This is a genomic window from Sinorhizobium terangae, assembly GCF_009601505.1.
GTDB lineage: Bacteria > Pseudomonadota > Alphaproteobacteria > Rhizobiales > Rhizobiaceae > Sinorhizobium > Sinorhizobium terangae.
Genome location: NZ_WITC01000057.1, coordinates 89958 through 109228, shown reverse-complemented (window position 1 = coordinate 109228; position 19271 = coordinate 89958). Strand labels below are relative to the sequence as shown.

At 59.7% G+C, this 19271-nt stretch carries 16 protein-coding genes; 9 read left to right on the top strand and 7 right to left on the bottom strand.

Annotated features, from left to right (window positions below; all coding sequences use genetic code 11):
• Positions 1–391: 391 nt before the first annotated feature.
• The 3 genes from GHK62_RS14510 to GHK62_RS14500 form a co-directional block, all read right to left on the bottom strand.
• Entirely contained in the window at positions 392–1231 is an 840-nt protein-coding gene (locus tag GHK62_RS14510; RefSeq protein ID WP_153439856.1) for a sulfotransferase family protein, read from the bottom strand.
• An 83-nt stretch (positions 1232–1314) separates the two neighbouring features.
• On the bottom strand, positions 1315–1518 hold the full coding sequence (locus tag GHK62_RS14505) for a hypothetical protein (RefSeq protein ID WP_153439855.1): 204 nt from the start codon (positions 1516–1518) through the stop codon (positions 1315–1317).
• Between the two features lie 172 nt (positions 1519–1690).
• The gene (locus GHK62_RS14500) at positions 1691–3031 is read right to left on the bottom strand and encodes a lipopolysaccharide biosynthesis protein (RefSeq protein ID WP_153440038.1); all 1341 of its coding nucleotides are present in this window, start codon (positions 3029–3031) and stop codon (positions 1691–1693) included.
• 304 nt (positions 3032–3335) lie between these two features.
• Here GHK62_RS14500 and GHK62_RS14495 point away from each other — a divergent pair, with 304 nt between their 5' ends.
• From GHK62_RS14495 to GHK62_RS14480, 4 genes are all read left to right on the top strand, one after another.
• Positions 3336–4589 (top strand): polysaccharide biosynthesis/export family protein, encoded by a 1254-nt coding sequence (locus GHK62_RS14495; protein ID WP_153439854.1) that lies wholly within the window; start codon positions 3336–3338, stop codon positions 4587–4589.
• Positions 4590–4644: 55 nt separating this feature from the next.
• Positions 4645–5334 (top strand): sugar transferase, encoded by a 690-nt coding sequence (locus GHK62_RS14490; RefSeq protein WP_153439853.1) that lies wholly within the window; start codon positions 4645–4647, stop codon positions 5332–5334.
• 138 nt (positions 5335–5472) lie between these two features.
• Positions 5473–6159: a PIG-L deacetylase family protein gene (locus tag GHK62_RS14485; protein WP_153439852.1), complete on the top strand. Its 687-nt coding sequence runs from the start codon at positions 5473–5475 to the stop codon at positions 6157–6159.
• Positions 6160–6257: 98 nt separating this feature from the next.
• A complete protein-coding gene (locus GHK62_RS14480) occupies positions 6258–7451 on the top strand; it encodes a DegT/DnrJ/EryC1/StrS aminotransferase family protein (RefSeq protein ID WP_153439851.1) in 1194 nt (397 codons plus the stop codon).
• A 119-nt stretch (positions 7452–7570) separates the two neighbouring features.
• Here the strand turns inward: GHK62_RS14480 and GHK62_RS14475 are convergent, their stop codons facing one another.
• The gene (locus GHK62_RS14475) at positions 7571–8413 is read right to left on the bottom strand and encodes a sulfotransferase domain-containing protein (protein WP_153439850.1); all 843 of its coding nucleotides are present in this window, start codon (positions 8411–8413) and stop codon (positions 7571–7573) included.
• Positions 8414–8921: 508 nt separating this feature from the next.
• Here GHK62_RS14475 and GHK62_RS14470 point away from each other — a divergent pair.
• On the top strand, positions 8922–10100 hold the full coding sequence (locus GHK62_RS14470) for a glycosyltransferase family 4 protein (protein WP_153439849.1): 1179 nt from the start codon (positions 8922–8924) through the stop codon (positions 10098–10100).
• A gap of 169 nt (positions 10101–10269) precedes the next feature.
• Here GHK62_RS14470 and GHK62_RS14465 read toward each other — a convergent pair whose 3' ends face one another.
• Complete coding sequence (locus tag GHK62_RS14465; protein WP_153439848.1) at positions 10270–10962, bottom strand: hypothetical protein; 693 nt, start codon at positions 10960–10962, stop codon at positions 10270–10272.
• A 397-nt stretch (positions 10963–11359) separates the two neighbouring features.
• Here GHK62_RS14465 and GHK62_RS14460 point away from each other — a divergent pair, with 397 nt between their 5' ends.
• From GHK62_RS14460 to GHK62_RS14450, 3 genes are all read left to right on the top strand, one after another.
• Entirely contained in the window at positions 11360–13477 is a 2118-nt protein-coding gene (locus GHK62_RS14460) for a mechanosensitive ion channel family protein (RefSeq protein WP_153439847.1), read from the top strand.
• A 133-nt stretch (positions 13478–13610) separates the two neighbouring features.
• The gene (locus tag GHK62_RS14455; protein ID WP_153439846.1) at positions 13611–14708 is read left to right on the top strand and encodes a glycosyltransferase family 4 protein; all 1098 of its coding nucleotides are present in this window, start codon (positions 13611–13613) and stop codon (positions 14706–14708) included.
• Positions 14705–15517: a polysaccharide deacetylase family protein gene (locus tag GHK62_RS14450; protein WP_153439845.1), complete on the top strand. Its 813-nt coding sequence runs from the start codon at positions 14705–14707 to the stop codon at positions 15515–15517. Before GHK62_RS14455 ends, GHK62_RS14450 begins: the two co-directional genes overlap by 4 nt.
• On the opposite strand, the gene GHK62_RS14445 is transcribed toward GHK62_RS14450, so the two are convergent.
• Positions 15504–16334, bottom strand: a complete 831-nt coding sequence (locus tag GHK62_RS14445) for an MBL fold metallo-hydrolase (RefSeq protein WP_153439844.1) — start codon at positions 16332–16334, stop codon at positions 15504–15506. The two genes, GHK62_RS14450 and GHK62_RS14445, sit on opposite strands and share 14 nt — an antisense overlap.
• A 255-nt stretch (positions 16335–16589) precedes the next feature.
• Between GHK62_RS14445 and GHK62_RS14440 the strand changes: the two genes are divergently transcribed.
• The gene (locus tag GHK62_RS14440; protein WP_153439843.1) at positions 16590–17753 is read left to right on the top strand and encodes a DUF3095 domain-containing protein; all 1164 of its coding nucleotides are present in this window, start codon (positions 16590–16592) and stop codon (positions 17751–17753) included.
• A 70-nt stretch (positions 17754–17823) separates the two neighbouring features.
• Here the strand turns inward: GHK62_RS14440 and GHK62_RS14435 are convergent, their stop codons facing one another.
• Entirely contained in the window at positions 17824–19161 is a 1338-nt protein-coding gene (locus GHK62_RS14435; protein ID WP_153439842.1) for a nucleotide sugar dehydrogenase, read from the bottom strand.
• Between the last annotated feature and the right edge of the window lie 110 nt (positions 19162–19271).

Sequence of the window (19271 nt, the reverse complement as noted above, 5' to 3'; positions counted from 1 at the left end):
GACTCGAGCGTCGACCATCAGGGTGCCTCCCCATTGCACCCATGATCCTTGCACGTCGGCGAAGGCGACGAGACAACGTTGCATTTGCTGCAATCGTACGGTCACCAGCGGATGTTTTACCAAGGGGAAATTGCCTTGTGAGTTCGTCATGACAAAAGTTACTCCGCCAAGACATAAAAAATAAGTTCAACCAAAGGTTTGCCGCCAAGCAATCCGCTGATTAACAGTCATCGGTGCTGGCGACCGGGAAAACAATAAATGAAAGTCATGCATTGTGCTTTACGTTTGAGCATAACAGATAGTTCCGATGCGTCAACTTTACGAGGCGCCGGCAGTAGTCGTCACGCGAAAGAGATGGGCCGCATGCACGCCCAGCAAAATTGGCCATCCGTCATTGCTGAACGCTTCCATTTCTTAGCCATCCATTCAGATCCCTGCCGACGATCGTGCCGAGTTTCTCTATCTCCGTGGCGTAGAAATCGCTCATGCGCGCGCGCAGCTCGCCGCTCAACGGCGCGTACTGCACTTCGGCGGCGGCGATCGACCGCAGCTTTTTGAAGCCCGCGCTTTTCCTGAAAGGGGCCACCATCGGCTTGAACGGGCGCAGCAGACGGCGCAACGTCGGGTTGATCACCGGCTCGGCCTTGTCCTTGACCTTCTTGTCCAGGGGCCGAAGCGGCAGGTCATTGGCTATCTTCATGAATTTTCGGACGCGATCGAGCTGTGCACTCGCGTCAATCTTCATGTCCTCGTAAAGAACGACGAGAATCTGCTCGGCCGGGAACCGATCGAGATAGGCCTGCAATTGCTGAAAATACAGCCCGCCGTTGAGGAAGCGTCCGCCGGCACCGCTGCGTGGGTCAAGATATCTTGCGATGTCGCGGTCGACCTCGCCCCTGCGGTACAGCATGCAGTAGTCAGAGTAGGCGCGCTCGATGGGGTTGCGTAGTTGCGCGATCAACAGCGCCTTCGGAAGTTTTTGTTTTATCCGTTCAGCCGCGCCCTCGGTGTCCAAATAGGAGTTGGACTTTTCGCCGACGAGACGTTGATCCTTCGATCCTTCGAAGTTTGATAGGTACCACTCGTCTCCACGATCATAGTAACGACTGAAATAATGCAATTCCGGAGCCGGCATGTATATGTTCGGGTCCTGCTGCAGTGATTGCTGGAGCCATGTCGTGGCGCTCTTGGTCGCGCCAATGATCAGGAAATCGATGTCCTGCAACTTCATGTTGTCCCCCTCACAGCGCCCGCGCAGGGCTGAAGATACGCGTCCACAGCCGAGCGCGACAGATCACGCGCCGCGAACGCTCTTCATTTGGATCGGCTCGAAATTCGCAATTCTCTTGCGCGCAGCTGGCGACGCGCTCGGGTGGGCCCGTGAGCAGAGGCGAGCATCACGCCCGCCGCAAACAAACGGCTGTCGCGCAGTTCATCGCACGCAAAGGGAAAGGTTATGACACTTTTTCCGGGACCAGGAAGAAGACCTTCTTCCTCAGCATCAATGATGTAAGCCACTTAAGTACGTCCTTCTACTCAAAAGCGGTGCGGAAAAAACTCTCACGATCGAAATGGACAAAGTGCATCAAGGATTACAGAGAATGTGAGCTCATGATAATAAACGTGTGCAAGTTGAGCAAGCCGTCGACCGCGAGTGCTCAGGAATTGCGCGGCAACGCATCATAGAGCTCTACCGTATCGCCGAGGTCTGGCGATAAGCGACCGCCATCATCGAGAGCCAGATGAAGGCCATGACGATATGAGCGATATTGGCGCCCATCGGGCCGACCCGCGGGATCAGCATCAGCGCCGTGGCATGAAACGCAATCGTTGCGACGAACACGCCCTTCAAGACACGGTCTTCCCGCCCCATGGCCAGAAGCGCCGAGCGGGTAACTGTCCCGTACAACGTCATGCTCACGGCAATGGATTGAACGACGACCAACGGGGCCGCCGCCTCGAATTCCGAACCGACAGCCAGTCTCAGCACCGGATCGATCGTCAAATACACCCCGCCAATCAGCAATAATCCGAAGCCGAGAAGGAGCGTCCGCATTTGTACAACGGCCCGATGAAACTCCTTGAACGCGCTCGAGGCCCAGGCCCGAGCCAAATCCGGGTAGAGCACGGCCTGGACGTGGTCACCGATCTGCAGTGCCATGCGGCCGATGCGTTTGGCGATGTGATAGAGACCCGCGGCGGTCGGGTCAGCCAGGTAGCCGACGAGAAGGGTGTCAAGCTGGTTGGCACTCGAACGTAGCGTCAGCGACAGGTTCGTCGAAATTGCGAATTTCCAGAGACCTGGAAAGTGGGAGGTAATACCGCGAACGGACGCAGTAAGCATGCCCCCCAACATTCCCTGCTTTCGCAGCTCTGCAAGCGCAAGGCCGACGAGGGTCAGCGAGCCGACGATCTGGGCTGCCATCCATATCAGCACGAAATCACGCAAAGTGCCGCCGAAGGCAAAGCCAATCGCGCACAATATTATGCGGAAAATGCTCGAACCGACTTGGCCGTAGGCGATGGACCGAAACTTGCCGGAAAGGCGCAGCACGGCCATCGGCATGCCGGAGATCTGAAACGGCAAAATGGCGCAATAGAGGGTGACGAGCCCCGACATCTCGGGCGAAATCCCGAACCATGGACCGAAGACCCACACCAGCGCCACGGCAATCGCGCATCCGGTCGCTGCGGCGGAAACGTCAAGCAGGAGGCCGAACTTGAGCAACGATTTGAGCGTTTCCGTGCTCTCGGATTGCGCACCGAATTTGATCAGCGGCTGCCAGGACTGGAAGTTTACGAGACGTTCCACCGCATTCGTATAGGTGAAGCAGAGCGCCAGGACGCCATAATCGGACGGACCGAGCGCCCTCGCCGTCAAGGCGAAACCGACGAGGCCTAATAGCGAAGTGAGCGCATTCCCAGTGAGTAGATGCCCGATATTTCCCAGGCGGCCTCTCAGGCTTTTTTCCCCAGCGAATATCTTGTTGAGACCGTTAAAATTTTTAGCCAGTTTTTTCCCGATCGCCAAACGATACCTCCTGCCCCCCAACGAGGCCAGCTGAGAAAAGAGACGCCGCCCTACGGCCGTGGCACACGTGGTTGATGCCCTTGTTAAATCTTTGGTCTGCCGGGGTGGTTTCATCGGGCAAGAACACCTGCCGCGACCGTACGCACAATCTGGTGTATGAGCCTCGAGGAGTGTCGCCTTATCGATCACAGCCCCGGCGCAAAAAAATAGCTAAAATCCTTTGACGTGACAGTGCGAGGGAGAATATAGTCGCGCAATATATTTTGACAGCCTTTTCTTTAATGCTTTTTGGGGTGCGGTTGCGATGGGGATATTACCTGCGCTAGCGGCCATGAGCTTGCCTCTGCGGGCCTGGGGGGCATATGTTTTTGCGGTCGTGCTGTTGGCAGTCGGACTATCAATAGGGCTGGTGTCGCGTGCGAATGCAGATGATTACCGGCTCAATACGGGCGATGTACTGACGTTTGACTTCCTCGACGATGCCGAATTGCCCGTAACCGTGGCTGTTTCCGGCAACGGCGAAGCACAGTTCCCCCTCATTGGCGGGGTTAAGGTGCTGGGTCTGACGATAACGGAGACCTTGGATAAGCTGCGCCAGGAATACCGGAGCCACGAGATCCTCGTCGATCCAAAGCTGTCCCTCAACATTTCGAGCTTCCGGCCTATACTCGTACTAGGCGAGGTCAGGAGTCCCGGTTCGTTTCCCTTTTATAATGGCGTGACGGTCGAGCAAGCTATCGGCCTGGCAGGTGGCATGCAGGTCGTCGCGGTAAACGCGTCCGACCGGCTTATCGCGCGTGCCCGCCTCCGCTCGGAAATAGACGCCGCAAAAGCCGAAATCGTTCATGAAGCCGTCTATACGGCAAGACTCGCGGCGCAGTTGAAATCCAGCGAGAAGATCGAACTGAGCGACGTTCCGGAGTTCGCCCGCACATATGTCGAAGGCGTGCCGCTTGACGGCGTCATTGAGCTTGAGACGAAAATCTTGAAAGAGGATCTCGCCGCCAACAAATCGCAGACGCAAATTCTCACCGAAGGGATTGCGCAAGCCGAGGGTGGAATAGAGATCCTGAACGAGCTTGTGCAGCAGCAACGGGATGTGGTTGCGAACAGCGTGGAAGATGTGGCGCGCGTTGGTGCGCTTCGAAAACGCGGGCTGAACACTGAAAGCGAGCTCTCTCGCGCGGAGAACAACGCGTCGGCCGAGAAGGCCCAGCTCCTGCAAACCTTCGCCACCCTTGCGCGGACACGTCAGGAGTTGAGCGAGTTGAAGCTTCAACTTGCAAAACTCGCAGCCGACAGGAAGAAGGAGATTTTGACCCAGCTCCAACAGCGTGAAATTGCCATCAAGAAGCTGATTTCGAGCCAACACTCCGCTGAAGAGCAAATGCTGCTTATGGCCGCCGTGGCCGAAGATGAAACGAAAAAAAATCAGGTTTCATATACCTATGAGATCCGTCGAAGCCCCGTTGGCGGCAAACCGACCAGTTTACAGGCGTCCCTCGTGACAGAATTGCTGCCGGGCGACGTGGTCGTCGTGGCTATCGCGGGCATGTAGGATTGTCGGCAAGTTATACTGAAAAGTCCGCTCCGTGTGCCAAAGGGACATAGACTTGAAGCCAAATCGAGAGCACGCCTTCTCCGCCTTTAGTTTGCCTACCTCCTCGGGATCATACTATCTCAAGCGCGTGCTTGATTGCGCACTTGGCGGAATGCTTTTCGTCCTCTGCCTGCCGCTGATGGCGGTAACGGCGGTCGTCGTTTGGGCGAGCCTTGGTTCGCCGTTGTTCTTCACCCAGGCACGCGTCGGCGCGGGCATGCGTGTCATCACTGTCGCCAAATTTCGCACGATGACGGACGCGCGCGGACAGGACGGCGCACTGTTGCCGGACCAAATGCGACAGACCGCTGCGACCGCGATGTTGCGCAGACTTCGCTTTGATGAGTTGCCGCAACTGCTTGCCGTGCTCGCAGGCGACATGTCGATGGTGGGGCCGCGCCCGCTTCCTTTGGCGACTATTGCAGGCTTTGGTGAGCTTGGCCGCGTACGCTCGAAGGTTGCTCCCGGCATGACGGGATGGGCGCAGGTGAATGGCAATACGCTGCTTACGGATGAGGAGAAGATCGCGCTCGATCTTTGGTATGTTGGACACGCTGGCGTTTGGCTCGATGCTCGAATTTTTTTGTTGACACTAAAGACACTCGTTTTCGGAGAACGAATTAACGATTTACATCTAAAAGTTGCCAAGGAATTCCTTTTGCATCATTCTCGCGGGCAGCAGCCGCGAATGATGATGCGATAGTGCGCGTGTCGGCAGCTGGTGAGGTGCCGGAGGGGTCAGAGGCACCCCGGACACAACGGGCCGCTAACAAAGCCAGGGCATATGTTTTCTTCGCCAGGCGGGAGCGCATACGTGGCGGCAAGGTCTTTTGGGGGTCCCATGGATGTTTCGCATATTTCTTTTGGGCGCACTTTGGTCGTCGCTCCACATCCCGATGACGAGGTTCTCGGCGCCGGCGGGACGATCGCGAAGCTAGCCTCGGAGGGCGAGGAGGTCTTCGTAGCGGTTGTAACCGAGGGAAAGCCGCCGGCTTTCGACCCGGCGACCATCGCCAGGACGCAGGCCGAGGCGAGGGAGGCGCACCGGGCTTTGGGCGTGCGAGAAACCCTGTGGCTGCGTTTGCCTGCCGCCCAGCTTGCGGAGACGGCGCACGCGACCGTCAACAGCACGCTGCTCGACGTCGTTCGCCGCCTGTCGCCCCGAACCGTGCTCGTGCCGTTCGTGGGCGACATGCACATGGATCATCAGCTGACCTTCACTTCAGCGCTGGTTGCTTGCCGACCACACCAGACAGAGTATCCGAAGCTGATCCTCGCCTACGAAACGCTCTCGGAAACGAACTGGAATGCTCCGTATCTATCACCAGGATTTCTTCCAAATGTTTTTGTCGACATTACCGAGCACCTCGACGTGAAGGTGAAGGCAATGCAGATGTTCGCATCGCAGCTGCGCGAAGCACCGCACGAGCGTTCCATAGCGACACTGCGCGCGCTCGCCACACTGCGCGGTGCGACCGTGATGCGCCAGGCGGCCGAAGCGTTCGTCCTGGTTAGGCATGTGATTTGAGCTTCGTGGGAGCCGGCCGGCGCGATAGCTGGCCCGACGATCCGATGCTCCTTCGGCATGTGGCCGGAGACCGATTAAATACAGAGCTGGAGGGATGAATGGGACGGTGGCCGGTTTACGACGAGGAGCAAATCGAGGATGTCGTGTCCGTCCTAAGATCGGGCGAGGTGAATGCCTGGACAGGGCCGCATGTCCGTGACTTCGAGGCCGCATATGAGCGCTATCTTGGTGTCGAGCATGCGGTAGCCGTTGCGAACGGAACGGTGGCGCTCGACCTCGCGCTCTTTGCGCTTGGGCTCCAGCCCGGCGACGAGGTGATCGTTACCCCGCGAAGCTTCATCGCTTCGGCCTCGACTGTGCCGATGGCGGGCGGGGTTGCGGTCTTCGCGGATGTCGATCGTGACAGCCAGAACATCACCGTCGAAACCATCAGGGCGAAGCTGACATCGCGCACCAAGGGCATCATCGCCGTGCACCTCGCCGGCTGGCCCTGCGACATGCCGGCGATCATGGCGTTCGCCCGCGAGAAGGGACTGTGGGTCATCGAAGACTGCGCGCAGGCACATGGTGCCGAAATCGATGGCCGGCCGGTCGGCAGCTTCGCCGATATTGCGGCTTTCTCCTTCTGTCAGGACAAGATCATCACCACCGGAGGCGAGGGCGGACTGGTGGCCATGAACGATGACGAATTGTGGAAGAAGGCCTGGAGCCGCAAGGACCACGGCAAGTCCTATGATGCCGTTTACAACAGGCATCATCCACCGGGTTTCCGCTGGCTGCATGAATCCATCGGGACGAACTGGCGCATGATGTCCATCCAGGCGGTATTGGGATCGCGCCAACTACAGCGCCTTGAGCAATGGCGCGGCATCAGGGCGCATAATGCAGCCATTCTCGCAAGCGCCGCCGAGGAGATCGACGCTCTGCGTACGCCTCTGCCGCCCTCGGGCATTCGGCATGCGTGGTACCGGTTCTACACCTTTCTTAGGCCGGAACTCCTGAAGTCGGACTGGAGCAGGGACCGGATCGTAACGGAGATCAACCGGGCGGGGGTCGTGTGTTTCAGCGGCAGCTGCTCGGAGATTTATCTGGAGAAGGCATTTACGGATATCGGCATGGGCTCGGCCGAGCGACTGCCGAACGCCCGGGAACTCGGGGAGACGAGCTTGGCGTTTCTCGTCGACCCGTCTCTTGATATGGCCGCGATGGAGGAGGCGGCACACGTGATGCGTGATGTGCTTGCGAGTGCGAGCCACGCCAAGGAAGCGCGTTACGCCGCACGAACGTCGTAGCTCGCAGCGCCACAACAGCCGCGCGTTCAAGTGAACGCAAATGAGGCGCTGTAGTGCTGGGCTCGTGAAGAGTGCAGCTTCCAGCGGTTCGAGGCGCGATGCGCAAGCTGTTGCCGCGATCAGACCTGCAGTCCGGTGCGGCCGACAAGGCGCTTGGCAGCTGCCGTTAGATTCGCTGCGCACAAGCGCTCGATTTCCGCCACTTGCGCATCGTTCAGATAGTCTCTGAACCCGCCTGCCTTGCCGCGCCGCATGCGCAGGCTTTCGACATCGTTTCGGTCATAGTCATGAGCGGGAATGCCTTCCGCACGTTCCCGAGCCTGCATAGCCTCGAAACGTCCAGCCTCGACTGATGCTCTTAGCGCCTTTCGATCTATCGGGCAGCCGAGAAATTCAAGGACCGCTTCGGTTTGCCGCTCTGTATCGGCAGAGAGACCCTCGTAACTCAGAACGAAGTGAGCGCGGTTGGATAAACCGTCGGCCCAATGGTTCAGATAGTCGATCATCGCCGGCGTCCCCTGGTCACGGTCCGCTATGAAATTCGAAAGGCTGCCTGCGAAACGGTGCTTATGGCGGCTCGCGTGGAAGTAGGCCGAAACGATCACGTCACGCGGGTCCCGGACCATCATGATCACCGGACGTTTGAGGAAGAGGCTTGTGCTGTAGTCGAGATGGCTGACAAGGACCGTCGGGATCCCGCTCTTTCCCCCAGGGAAACGGTAACCGGGAATTCCGCGCACCGGGTCGAGGTCGAAATTTGGCACGATCGAAAACATGTTGTGAAGGGTTACAGGCTCGGGAATACCGGCGATCGCAGCGAGATAGTGGGAAAGAACATAGCGGAACCACGTGCGGCCCGATTTCGGATAGGAAATCAGGAAACTGTCGGCTCGAGCCGCATGTGCGGTAAGCCGTACCCGCTTCTCCACCCGACGCCATACTCGCCTGAAAATGCTAGCCATCACGTCCTCCACAGTCCGCATTTTAACCAAAAGAGAGAAAGTATCTTTCCAAGATTGAAGCGGGACCATAAATGTTATGTAGTCTATTTTACTTGAATTTCAGCTTTGTGTAGCGGCGTATTGCCGGATTGGGCGGAGCAATCCGCAAAAGGAAAAACATTCGTCCCGTACTTTTGCGGCATGATTCGATACGTTATGGCATTGCTGCAGGCGATACTTTTCCATCGCCGGAAGGCGTCGGTAAAAATAAAATTGATTCTACGAAAATCGCTAAATACTGTCCAAAAACGAGTTAGAGCCTATTAGCAAGAGTTCTGAAAATCAATTCCGTTAGTTGATTTTGAAATGAAAAACTTGCATCCTGCCAATAGCGCACTCGCCACTTGCACCTGGGAGCGAGTCCGTGCCGACGCCGAAAACCTGTCTGCGGGGACTGTGGTCAATGGAGTCTGCACGAAGCGACGAGGTCGCCCCGATCCTTGGGACAGTCGGGGGAGGGCATTTCGATATGAATGAGAGTGCGGATTCCCGGACCTTTGGATTGGCGGCATTCGCCGGCGCGCGAATAACGATTGTCGTTCCAGGTCTTGGAGCGGGCGGCACGGAGCACGTGGTGAACGTCGTCAGTAACCACTGGAATGGGCTCGGCTGTAAGGTGACGCTTATCACACTGGAACCGCCGGATGCGCGGCCCTATTACGACTTCGATCCCAGGATTGCCGTTGTGCGCCTGGGTGTGCCTCCTCGCAGAGCTACGAAGATGCGGTCCAGCTTCCTCGTGCTTCAGCGATTTCAACGCCTTCGGGCCGCGATCCGTCGCTCGCGGCCGGACCTCGTCATAAGTTTTCTGACGCGAACGAATGTCCTGACGCTCCTGGCCACAATCGGCTTTGCGGCTCCGGTCATTGTTTCCGAGCGCAACAATCCGACTCTGCAGCCGCTCGGGCCGTTTTGGAGGTGGCTCCAAAGATGCCTGTATCCGCGAGCATTCGGCCTGGTCACGATGACCCAGGGTGCGCTCGACCATTTTCCGGCGAGAATACGCCGCAATGGATGGGTGATCGCCAATTTTGTCGATTTGCCTAACGGTTGGCAGAAGAGACGTGGAAAAAACATTCTGACCGCGGTTGGCCGCCTGACACGCCAAAAGGGGTTCGACCTTTTGTTGGAGGCATTCTCAAAGGTTGCTGCCAGCCATCCGGAATGGAAATTGGTGATTTGGGGCGAAGGCGATCAAAGGCGCAGCCTGGAGGCATTGCGAGACGCCCTCGGCCTGCAAGAGCGAGTGGAAATGCCGGGGTTGACCAAACGGCCGGGGCTTTGGATCGAAAACGCAGACGTCTTTGTCCTGTCTTCACGCTACGAGGGGTGGGGGATTGTCCTGCTGGAGGCGATGGCTGCGGGCTTGCCCGTCGTTTCCTACGAATGCGATTGGGGGCCGCGCGCCATGATAACGCATGGCAGCGACGGCATATTGGTCCCGAGGGAGGATGTCGAAGCCCTTGCGGAGTCACTCGAAAGAGTAATGGCGGATCGTGACCTTAGGGAACGGCTGGGGGCAAGGGCGGAGGCGAGCGCCAAAAAGTACATGCCCGAGCAGATACTCGCCAAATGGGATGGGCTCGTCTCCTGCGCGCTGAAGCGGGCGTCGAAGGTGCACCTGCCGGTGCCTGATAACGTCGTCTGATCGGGGTGCCCTGTCGTGGCTACTGCGCGGCGCAGGTCTGCAAACCTGGAGGCCCGAATACCTGAAGTCTTCTGGGCACACATCCGCAATAAGCAACGGCCCTGCTGGCGGCCGGTCGGCCTTACGAGACGCGATCGAGCGAGGGTGATCGCGCCGCGGCTGATTGCGACTATTTCGATTTGATCTGCGTGAATGCGACGGCATCGATCTTGCCGTCCTTCAAGCGATAGACCAGCGACTGCGATATCTGCGCATCTGCGCTGGCTCCTTCATGAGCGTAGCGAACCAGGCCGCTCTCCGGAGCATTGCCGAAGCGTTGGTGAAGGGATGCTTTGTCATCGCCGAGCGTCGGTACCGGAATCGTCCAGTCGGCAAGATCGAATTGCCCTTTGTCGCAATCGGGTTGATCCTCGGCCACCTCCTCGACCGCAATCATATTGACGACTTGTCCCGCCCCGGATCCGGCCTGCATGTCATTGGCAATGAACCAGACATCGCGCTGAGCGGATTGTGAGGCAAACGTGTAGCACAGCCAGCCGACGGCAACATCCCCGGCCGAGCGGATCCGCACTTCACCGCCGAATGCAGCTTTGATGTCGTCGAGCGTCGTCTTGTCGAGGACGATGGTGATGGTCGGTGCCTTGACCTCCTCGACGAATGGCTGCTCGAAATTATACGTCGGCGCCTCTGCGGTCTGGCCACCAAGGATCATCGAAGGCAAGCCTGAAAGCCTGCTGTCCTTGGCCGACATGCTGCCGGCAGAGGAGAGGAGGAGGGCCGTCGCCAGGGCGCCCGTCAGCAGCCGCGTCGAGACGACGTGGCCTTCATCACTGGCGGCTATCTTCGCAATCTTCTTCGGCATCGCGGCTTCCCCCTCCTTGATCACCAAATCGTCCACCGAAAAAACTATGCGCGCAACGGCCGGTTTCAAGTCCTCAGCGGCCACACCGCCTGCACGAAATACTGATACCGTATGGCACGGGAACGAAGGGCAGAACGGCCCTACAGCGCCGTGCGTCCTTTAGGACGCACAAAGGACGCTGTACTCTTTGATTCCACGCATCGTGCTTTTCCGAAAATCGGGTCCGATTTTCGGGCCGATGCGCTAGACGAGCGTGTCCCGCGAATTCGATTGATGATAAACCGGATCGAGCAGAATGGCGTCGGGTTATGATATTTTATTAGGCATCTGCTATGCAGGATAGGGTGTAGGCTAACCGCCTCCTGGTTATCGTCGCAATGGGAAAGGCCGGGTCTTCATGCATGCAGCTTCACGTCATTGCAGGAACGGCGTGGTTCTCGCCTTCTTCGTCCTGTCTTTCCAGTTGATTTTTGCGCTCACCGGCCCTCTGGCCGCGCAAGAACCGGCGGCCGCGCCGCCGCCGGCCAAGGTACAGCAACTGATCGAATTGCTCGACGATCCGGAGGTTCGCCAATGGCTGACGTCCAAGCAGATGGCTCAGCCAGCGGCCCTGGCCCCGACCACCGGGCTTGCCTCCCAATGGGTTGCGGAAATCAGGAAGCACCTGGGCGGCATGCGGGACGCGGTACCACGCATGGCTCCCGAATGGCGGGCCGCGAAGGATCGCATCGCCGGCGACATGCAGAGCCAGGGAACGATGCCCATTCTGCGGGGGTTCGCCTTGCTGCTGCTCGTCGGCTATGGCGTCGAATATTTGCTGCGATATTTCCTGCGTCGCAATGCTGAGCGCAATGCTGCCCAATACGGAGGTGGCCTTGGTGCCTTCATAGGCATCGCACCTCTCGTCGCCTTTGCCATCGCCGCGATCGCTACTTTCGTGCTTTCCGGTTGGCCGCCCCGACTGGAGGCCGCGATCGCGCCGCTGCTCATCGCCTGGATCGGCGCGCGCCTGCTGATTGCCGTCGCATCGGCCATTTTCAAGCCGGCGGCCGAGGCCGCCCCGACGCCGGATGCGGAAGGGCAAGATGCGACACTTGCCCCGGGCGCCGCCAGGTTCTGGTTCAATCGATCGGTGCTGTTCATCTGCGCACTTGCCTTTGTGTGGGCGGTTACCGACCTGATGCAGGCCCTCTCGGTTGCGGAAGACGTCCGCAAACTTGTTGCCGCAATAATCGGACTTGCCATTCTCGGCTTGGCGATCGACACGACACTTCGCCGGCCTGTTCAGCCCATGACGGCGGCGCGCCGGATGTTCCGCAATGCGATGTTTATCGCCTTCCTGGTCCTGCTCTGGCTCCTTTGGGTCGCCGATATGAAGGTCCTGTTCTGGATCGGTATCTATGTTCTCGGCTTGCCGCCGCTCTTGCGCTTTACCAGCGCGACGACGAGGGCGATGCTCGACGCCTCGGCAACCGACGGCATGCGCGTGCTGCGCAATGTGTTGATAGAACGAGGCGCCCGGCTGGTGATCATCGGGCTGGCGGCCGCCTGGCTCGCTGTCGTCTTCCGTTTCAACGGAGCCGCCATGATGCATGATGATGTCTTCAACCGCATCTTCCGCGGCGTCCTTGCCGGGGTAGTCATCCTGCTCGCGGCAGATCTCATCTGGCAACTGGCGAAGGAGTTCATCAATCTGCGCATCAACCAGGCAAGTGTCGACGTCGCGGACCCGGTACGGCTTGCGCGTAACACGCGTCTGCGCACGTTGCTGCCGATCCTGCGCAATTTCCTCGCAGTCTCCATCGCGGTGGTCGCCGTTTTGATGGTTCTTTCCGGACTTGGCGTTGCGATCGGGCCGCTGATTGCCGGTGCCGGGGTCTTCGGGGTCGCACTCGGCTTCGGCTCTCAGAGCCTGGTCAAGGACGTCATCAGCGGCGTGTTCTACATGATGGACGACGCGTTCCGGATCGGGGAATACATCCAGAGCGGCAGCTATATGGGGACGGTCGAATCCTTCAGCATCCGCTCGGTCAAGCTGCGCCACCACCGCGGACCGGTGTTCACCGTACCGTTCGGCTCGCTTGGCGCGGTCCAGAACATGAGCCGCGACTGGGTGATCGACAAGTTCAAGATCAACGTTTCCTACGACACCGATGTCGGCAAGGTGAAAAAGGTGGTGAAGGGTGTCGGGGCCGCGCTGCTCGAGGATCCAGAGCTGGCGCCGCTGATCATTGAGACGGTGAAGATGAAGGGCGTGGAGCAGTTCGGCGATTACGGCGTGACGCTCAGCTTTGCGATGAAAACCAAGCCGGGAAACCAGACCCAGGTGCGGCGACGGGCGCAGGCCTTGATCAAGGAAGCCTTCAAGACGAACGGCATCTCGTTTGCCTCGCCGACGGTGCAGGTCGCGGGCGACGAAGCGCAATCGACGACGGCCGCGGCCGCCGCGACACGCGACGCAATCGCCAAGAAGAACGCTGCCTTGGCGCAGGGCGGTGAAGCAGCGGCGGAATGAACTCGAGAACGCGCAACGAGAGCCGCTGCATGCGCGTCAGGGTCTGCCGGCGCGTGGGTAATGCCGGCTACCGGCAGCCCTCGCTCCGGCCCATGTTGACATCCGATCGTGAAGGCGGGATAGCTCGCTTCGAATGAAGATCGCTTTTTACGCGCCTTTGAAATCGCCCGATCATCCCGTCCCCTCCGGCGACAGGCAGATGGCGCGCCTGCTGATCGAGGCGCTGCGGCTGGGCGGCCATGACATCGGCATCGCCTCGCAACTGCGCAGCTTTTCGCGCGAGGCATCTGACGAAGTACTTTCATCGCTCCGGGCGCAAGCCGATCTGGAGTTTCACCGGCTTCGACGCCTCTGGCATGCCAAAGGACCACCCGACGCGTGGTTCTGCTACCACCCTTACTACAAGGCGCCGGACCTCATCGGTCCCCGCATCTCCGCGGAATTCTCCATTCCCTACATTACCGCCGAAAGCTCGTACTCCTACCGCCGCAACGTGGGCGCCAGGAAGCCGGCCCAGGATGAGGTTGCGGCCGGCGCCAGGCAAGCCGCCGTCAATATCTGTTTTACGCACCGCGACCGCGAAGGCTTGGAAGAGGCCATACCGGGTGTCCGATATGCCATGCTTGCGCCGTTCATAGACGTAGCGCCATTCCGCAAATCACGACAATCCGAGGTCGATATCTGCCGGCTGCTGGCAGTGGCGATGATGCGGCCGGGCGACAAGATGGAGAGCTACCGGATGCTCGCAAAGGCTCTGGCACTCGTAATCGATCTGCCCTGGAGACTGTCTATCGTTGGTGATGGCCCCGCCCGGGCGGACGTGCACGAGGCTTTCTCCGGGCTTCCGGCCGAGAGGCTGGATTGGCTCGGCGAGCAGGAACCCGGGGCGATCGCCGGGATTCTTGCGCGCGGCGATCTCTACGTCTGGCCGGGCTGCGGGGAGGCCTACGGCCTCTCCTATCTGGAGGCCGAGGCGACCGGCCTGCCGGTCGTCGCGCAAAGAACGGCCGGCGTTCCGGAAGTCGTCATGGACGGAGAGACGGGACTGTTGACGGAGGCGGGTGATATCGACCAGTTCGCAGCGGCGATCCGGCGGCTGATCAGCGACAGGAGCCTGCGTGCCAAGTTCGGGACCAACGCGCGCCGCTTCGTTGTCGAGCAACGCTCGTTGGAGGCCGCGGCAACGCGCCTCGGCGAGATCTTCAAGGGTTTCGTGGAGAAGGCGCCATGATGGAGACGTCGATTTGGCAGCCGATGATCGACAGGTTCGATCGCTTGAAGGCGGCCGGACGGCGCGTCGATTTCTGGTTGCGCGACGACGATGCCGTCGAGCCGACGCCGGCGCTCGACCGGCTTATCGATTTGGCGGATCGTTTTTCCGTGCCGATCACCTTGGCGGTCATCCCGGGGCACACGGGCGGCGAGCTTTCGCATTACCTTGCCCGGCATGATGATATCGGCATTGCCGTTCACGGCTGGACGCACCAAAACCATGCGACGCCGCTGGAAAAGCGGCAGGAGCTTGGCGGCCACCGTCCGCGAGAGATCGTTCTCGACGAGCTGGGCAGGGGGTACTCCCATCTCAAGGCACTCCATCCGTCCTCTTTCGTCCCGCTTCTCGTTCCGCCATGGAACCGGATCGATCCAGGGCTTATCGAGGGGCTGCCCGGCATCGGCTTCATGGCCCTTTCGGTCTTCGGTCCCGAAAGGAAGGGCCGGAGCAACCCGGATGGTGCAAAGACGATGAAGAGCGGTTCGATCGCATCCGCTTTTCCCCGGGATGGCCTGAGCCTCATCAACACCCACGTGGATGTGATGGATTGGCATGGAACGCGCGGCTGTCGGGATCACCGGGAAATCATTCAGGACATTATACGTCGCCTGGACGAGATGAACGTCGACGAGGAGGCGGTGGGTATTCTCACGCACCATCTCGTCCATGACGAGAGCGTATGGGAATTCCTGTCGCGACTGTTCGAGCTGACCGCCGTGCACCCCGCCTGCCGCTGGCGCCGGGTAAGCGACCTCATAGCTCGATGATCTGGCGGTCCCGGGCCGCGAAGGCGCCGTCGAAAAAGGCCTGCACTTCCTCTTCCATCACCGCGAGCTCAAGATCCGTCCGTGATGGATCGTGGTGGAACATGGCCAGGCGCCGCACGCCGGCCGCTTGCGCCAGCTTGGCGCCGTGCATGCCGGTCGAGTGTCCGTAGCCTCGAAAGGCCGACATCTCCGATTCAAGATAGGTGCAGTCGTAGACCATGAGGTCGGCGCCGGCGATGAACTCGAGGATTGCCGGATCGAGAATCCCGGCCTCGTGTTCGGTGTCGTAGATCAAGGCGACGGCACGGCCGCCCCAGTCGATCCTGTAGCCCACGCAACCCCCGGGGTGATTGAGACTCATCGTGCGGATGGTAACCCCTTTGCGGGGCGCGAGCGTGTCTCCCGGGCGGAAATCGACACAATCCATGCTCGACTGACAAATGTCGGTATCGACCGGGAACCATGGCGGCCGCATGAACTCGCCCACCATTCGCTTGGTGCTCATCCTGCCGTAAAGATGGCCGGACCAGAAACGCACGGCGGTGCTGCAATTGTAGATCGGCTTGAAATAGGGGAGGCCGATGATGTGATCGTAGTGACTGTGCGTGAAGAACAGGTCGTACGCCGATATGCCCTCCGACGTGAGCGCCACCCCGGCTTCACGCAACCCCGAGCCGGCGTCGAAGAGCAGGACTTCGCTGCCGCAACGAACTTCGATGCAGGGTGTATTGCCTCCATAGCGTAGAAATTGTTCGCCGGATACCGGCAAACTGCCTCGCACTCCCCAGAACCGCACTCGAAAGGTGTTTTCCTGCATTCCCGTTTTTGCTTCGTCCTGCTCGCCTCGGCACTTTTGCCTGCGTGCACTTCCTTAGACAAGCACAGATCATAAGGGTCCTGCAACGGCATAAGGTCCAATTAGATTGTAGGGGTTGCTTTATTTCTAAGTCGTCTCCTCCAAAGCCTGTTTTGAAACTTTGTCTTCCGATCTAACGTATTTAGAGCGAAGCGAAAAAGAATAAAGCGATTCCCGAGCGCATAGGGCTAAAGTCGAAAAAGGTTGGACGCAGTCATGGCGCAAGTAGGTGAAATGCAGTTCTACGGAGGCCTTCCTCTTTTCGAGGCATTCGAGGGGGTTGCCGACGAGGCGAACTACCGGCCCTTGCCCGATGGATGGATGTTGGCGGTCGCTGACATCGTCGATTCGACCGGCGCCATTGGGGAGGGGCGTTACAAGAGCGTCAATATGGCGGGCGCAAGCGTCATATCGGCGCTGATGAATGCGCTCGACGAAAGAAACCTGCCCTTCGTCTTCGGAGGTGACGGGGCGCTTGCCGCAATACCGGCGTCAATGGCGCCCAAGGCGCGTGCAGCATTGGCCGCTGCGAAGACCTGGGTCGCGGAAGAGCTTGGCCTCGAACTGCGGGCGGCACTTGTTCCGGTTGCCGATATCCGCGCCAGCGGGCGCGACATGCGGGTGGCGCGCTTCAAGGCGAGCGAGGAGGTCTCCTACGCCATGTTTTCCGGCGGCGGCGCCAGCTGGGCAGAGGCCGAAATGAAAGCCGGGCGCTACCAGATCGAGGCCGCGCCGACCGGAAGCAGACCGGATCTGACCGGGCTATCCTGCCGCTGGAATCCGATTGTTTCCCGCCATGGGGCAATCGTCTCGATCATTGCCATTCCGGGTCTGCGCGGCAATGGTCCGGAGTTCCAGGCACTTGTTGGCGACATCGTGGCATTGGCCGAAGGCGAGGAACGCGGCGGGCATCCCGTGCCGGAGAACGGTCCCGAGCCTCGGCTCTCCATGCAAGGGGTCGCTTTCGAGTCGCGCGCCGTGGCGCGGAAAGGGCGACGTCTTCTAGCCTGGTCGTGGATCACCTTGCAGAGCCTGATGCTCTTCGTGTGCTTCAAGTTGGGGTGGAACATCGGTACGTTCGACACCATGCAATACAGGCGCGATCTCGTCAGAAACTCCGACTTCCGAAAGTTCGACGACGGGCTGAAGATGACGATCGATATCGGCGTCGAGCGGCTCAGCCAGATCGAGGAAAGGCTGAAGAGAGCGGCCGAGGCCGGCGTCTCCAGCTACGGCTTGCATCAACAGGATTCCGCGCTGATGACCTGTATCGTACCGGCGGCCATGAGCCGCGATCACGTGCATTTCATCGACGGGGCCGCCGGGGGCTACGCCATGGCGGCGAAGAACCTCAAGGCGGCGCTCGCTCCAGTCGGCTAGATCGCAATGATTTCGGTCGAATCGATCCGAAATCATTGCGATCTAAAGGCGCGAATGCTCGCAAGGAACGTCAGGCCTTAACCACGTGGTCCGCAACAATGCCGAGACGTGCAAAGACGTTGCGCGTATCGACGATCAGCGGTGCCCAATCGGCCAGCGCCTTGTAGTCGATGCCGTCATGGTCCGTTGCGATAAGCACGGCATCGAACCGGCGCACGCTCTCCTCGTCGAAGGGGATCGATCGACGGCCCTTCAAGGGGAGATGCTCGCGGGTCGAAGGGATCTCGTCGACATGCGGATCATAGAAGGCGGCGTTGCCGCCGCGCTCCTCGATGATCTCGATCAGCCTGAGCGAGGGGCTTTCGCGAATGTCCGGTACGTTCTTCTTGTAGGCGAGACCGACGACGAGAACGTTGGAGCGGCTGAGCGCCTTGCCCTGCCGCCTGTCGAGCGCCTCGGCTAACCGGCCGACGACATGGCGCGGCATCGCCGAATTGATCTCGCCGGCGAGTTCGATGAAACGGGTCGGCAGTTCGTATTCGCGGGACTTCCAGGTGAGGTAGAACGGGTCGATCGGGATGCAATGTCCGCCGAGTCCCGGTCCCGGGTAGAAAGGCATATAGCCGAACGGCTTTGTCTTGGCCGCTTCGATGACTTCCCAGATGTCGATCCCCATGGCCTCGTAGACGACCTTGAGCTCGTTGACGAGGGCGATGTTGACAGCGCGGAAGATGTTCTCGGTAAGCTTCACCGCTTCGGCCGTGGCGTTCGAGGAGACCGGTACGACGGTCTTGACCACGGCGCCATAGAACTGCTGCATCAGCGCCGCCGCCAGCGGACCGTCGCCGGCCACGATCTTCGGGATGCTCGCGGTTTCAAAGGCGCGGTTGCCCGGGTCTTCGCGCTCCGGCGAGAAACCGAGGAAGAAGTCCTCGCCGGACTTCAGCCCCGCTTCTTCGAGGATCGAACGGACGATGCCGTCGGTGGTGCCGGGATAAGTGGTCGACTCGAGAACCACGAGCTGGCCCGGCCTCAGTGTTGCGGCGATCGAGCGTGCCGTTCCTTCAACGAAAGAGAGGTCGGGGTCGCGGTGCTTGGTCAATGGCGTCGGCACGCAGATGACGATCACGTCGCACAGGCCAAGATCAGTGAAATCGGTCGTCGAACGGAAGCGGCCCGCGCGGATCTCACGGCCAAGCGCCTCATCCGTGACCGCCTCGATATAGGAGCGGCCGTCGTCGAGGGCGATGATCTTTGCGGGATCGATGTCGAACCCCGTCACCGGAAAACCGGAGCGTGCCACCGCGACGGCAAGCGGCAGACCGACATAGCCAAGGCCGATGATACCAATACGTGCCTGGCGCGCGGAGATCGATTCAAGCAACCTGTCGTGATGAAGGGCGGTCAAGATAGGGTTCCATCTGTCAGGGGCAGGGCGGGCGAATGCGACGATCCCGATTGCCGGAAAATGTCGCCGTTTTGTTGGCGAGAAAGGCGTCGCAAGTCAAGCGCAGGCCC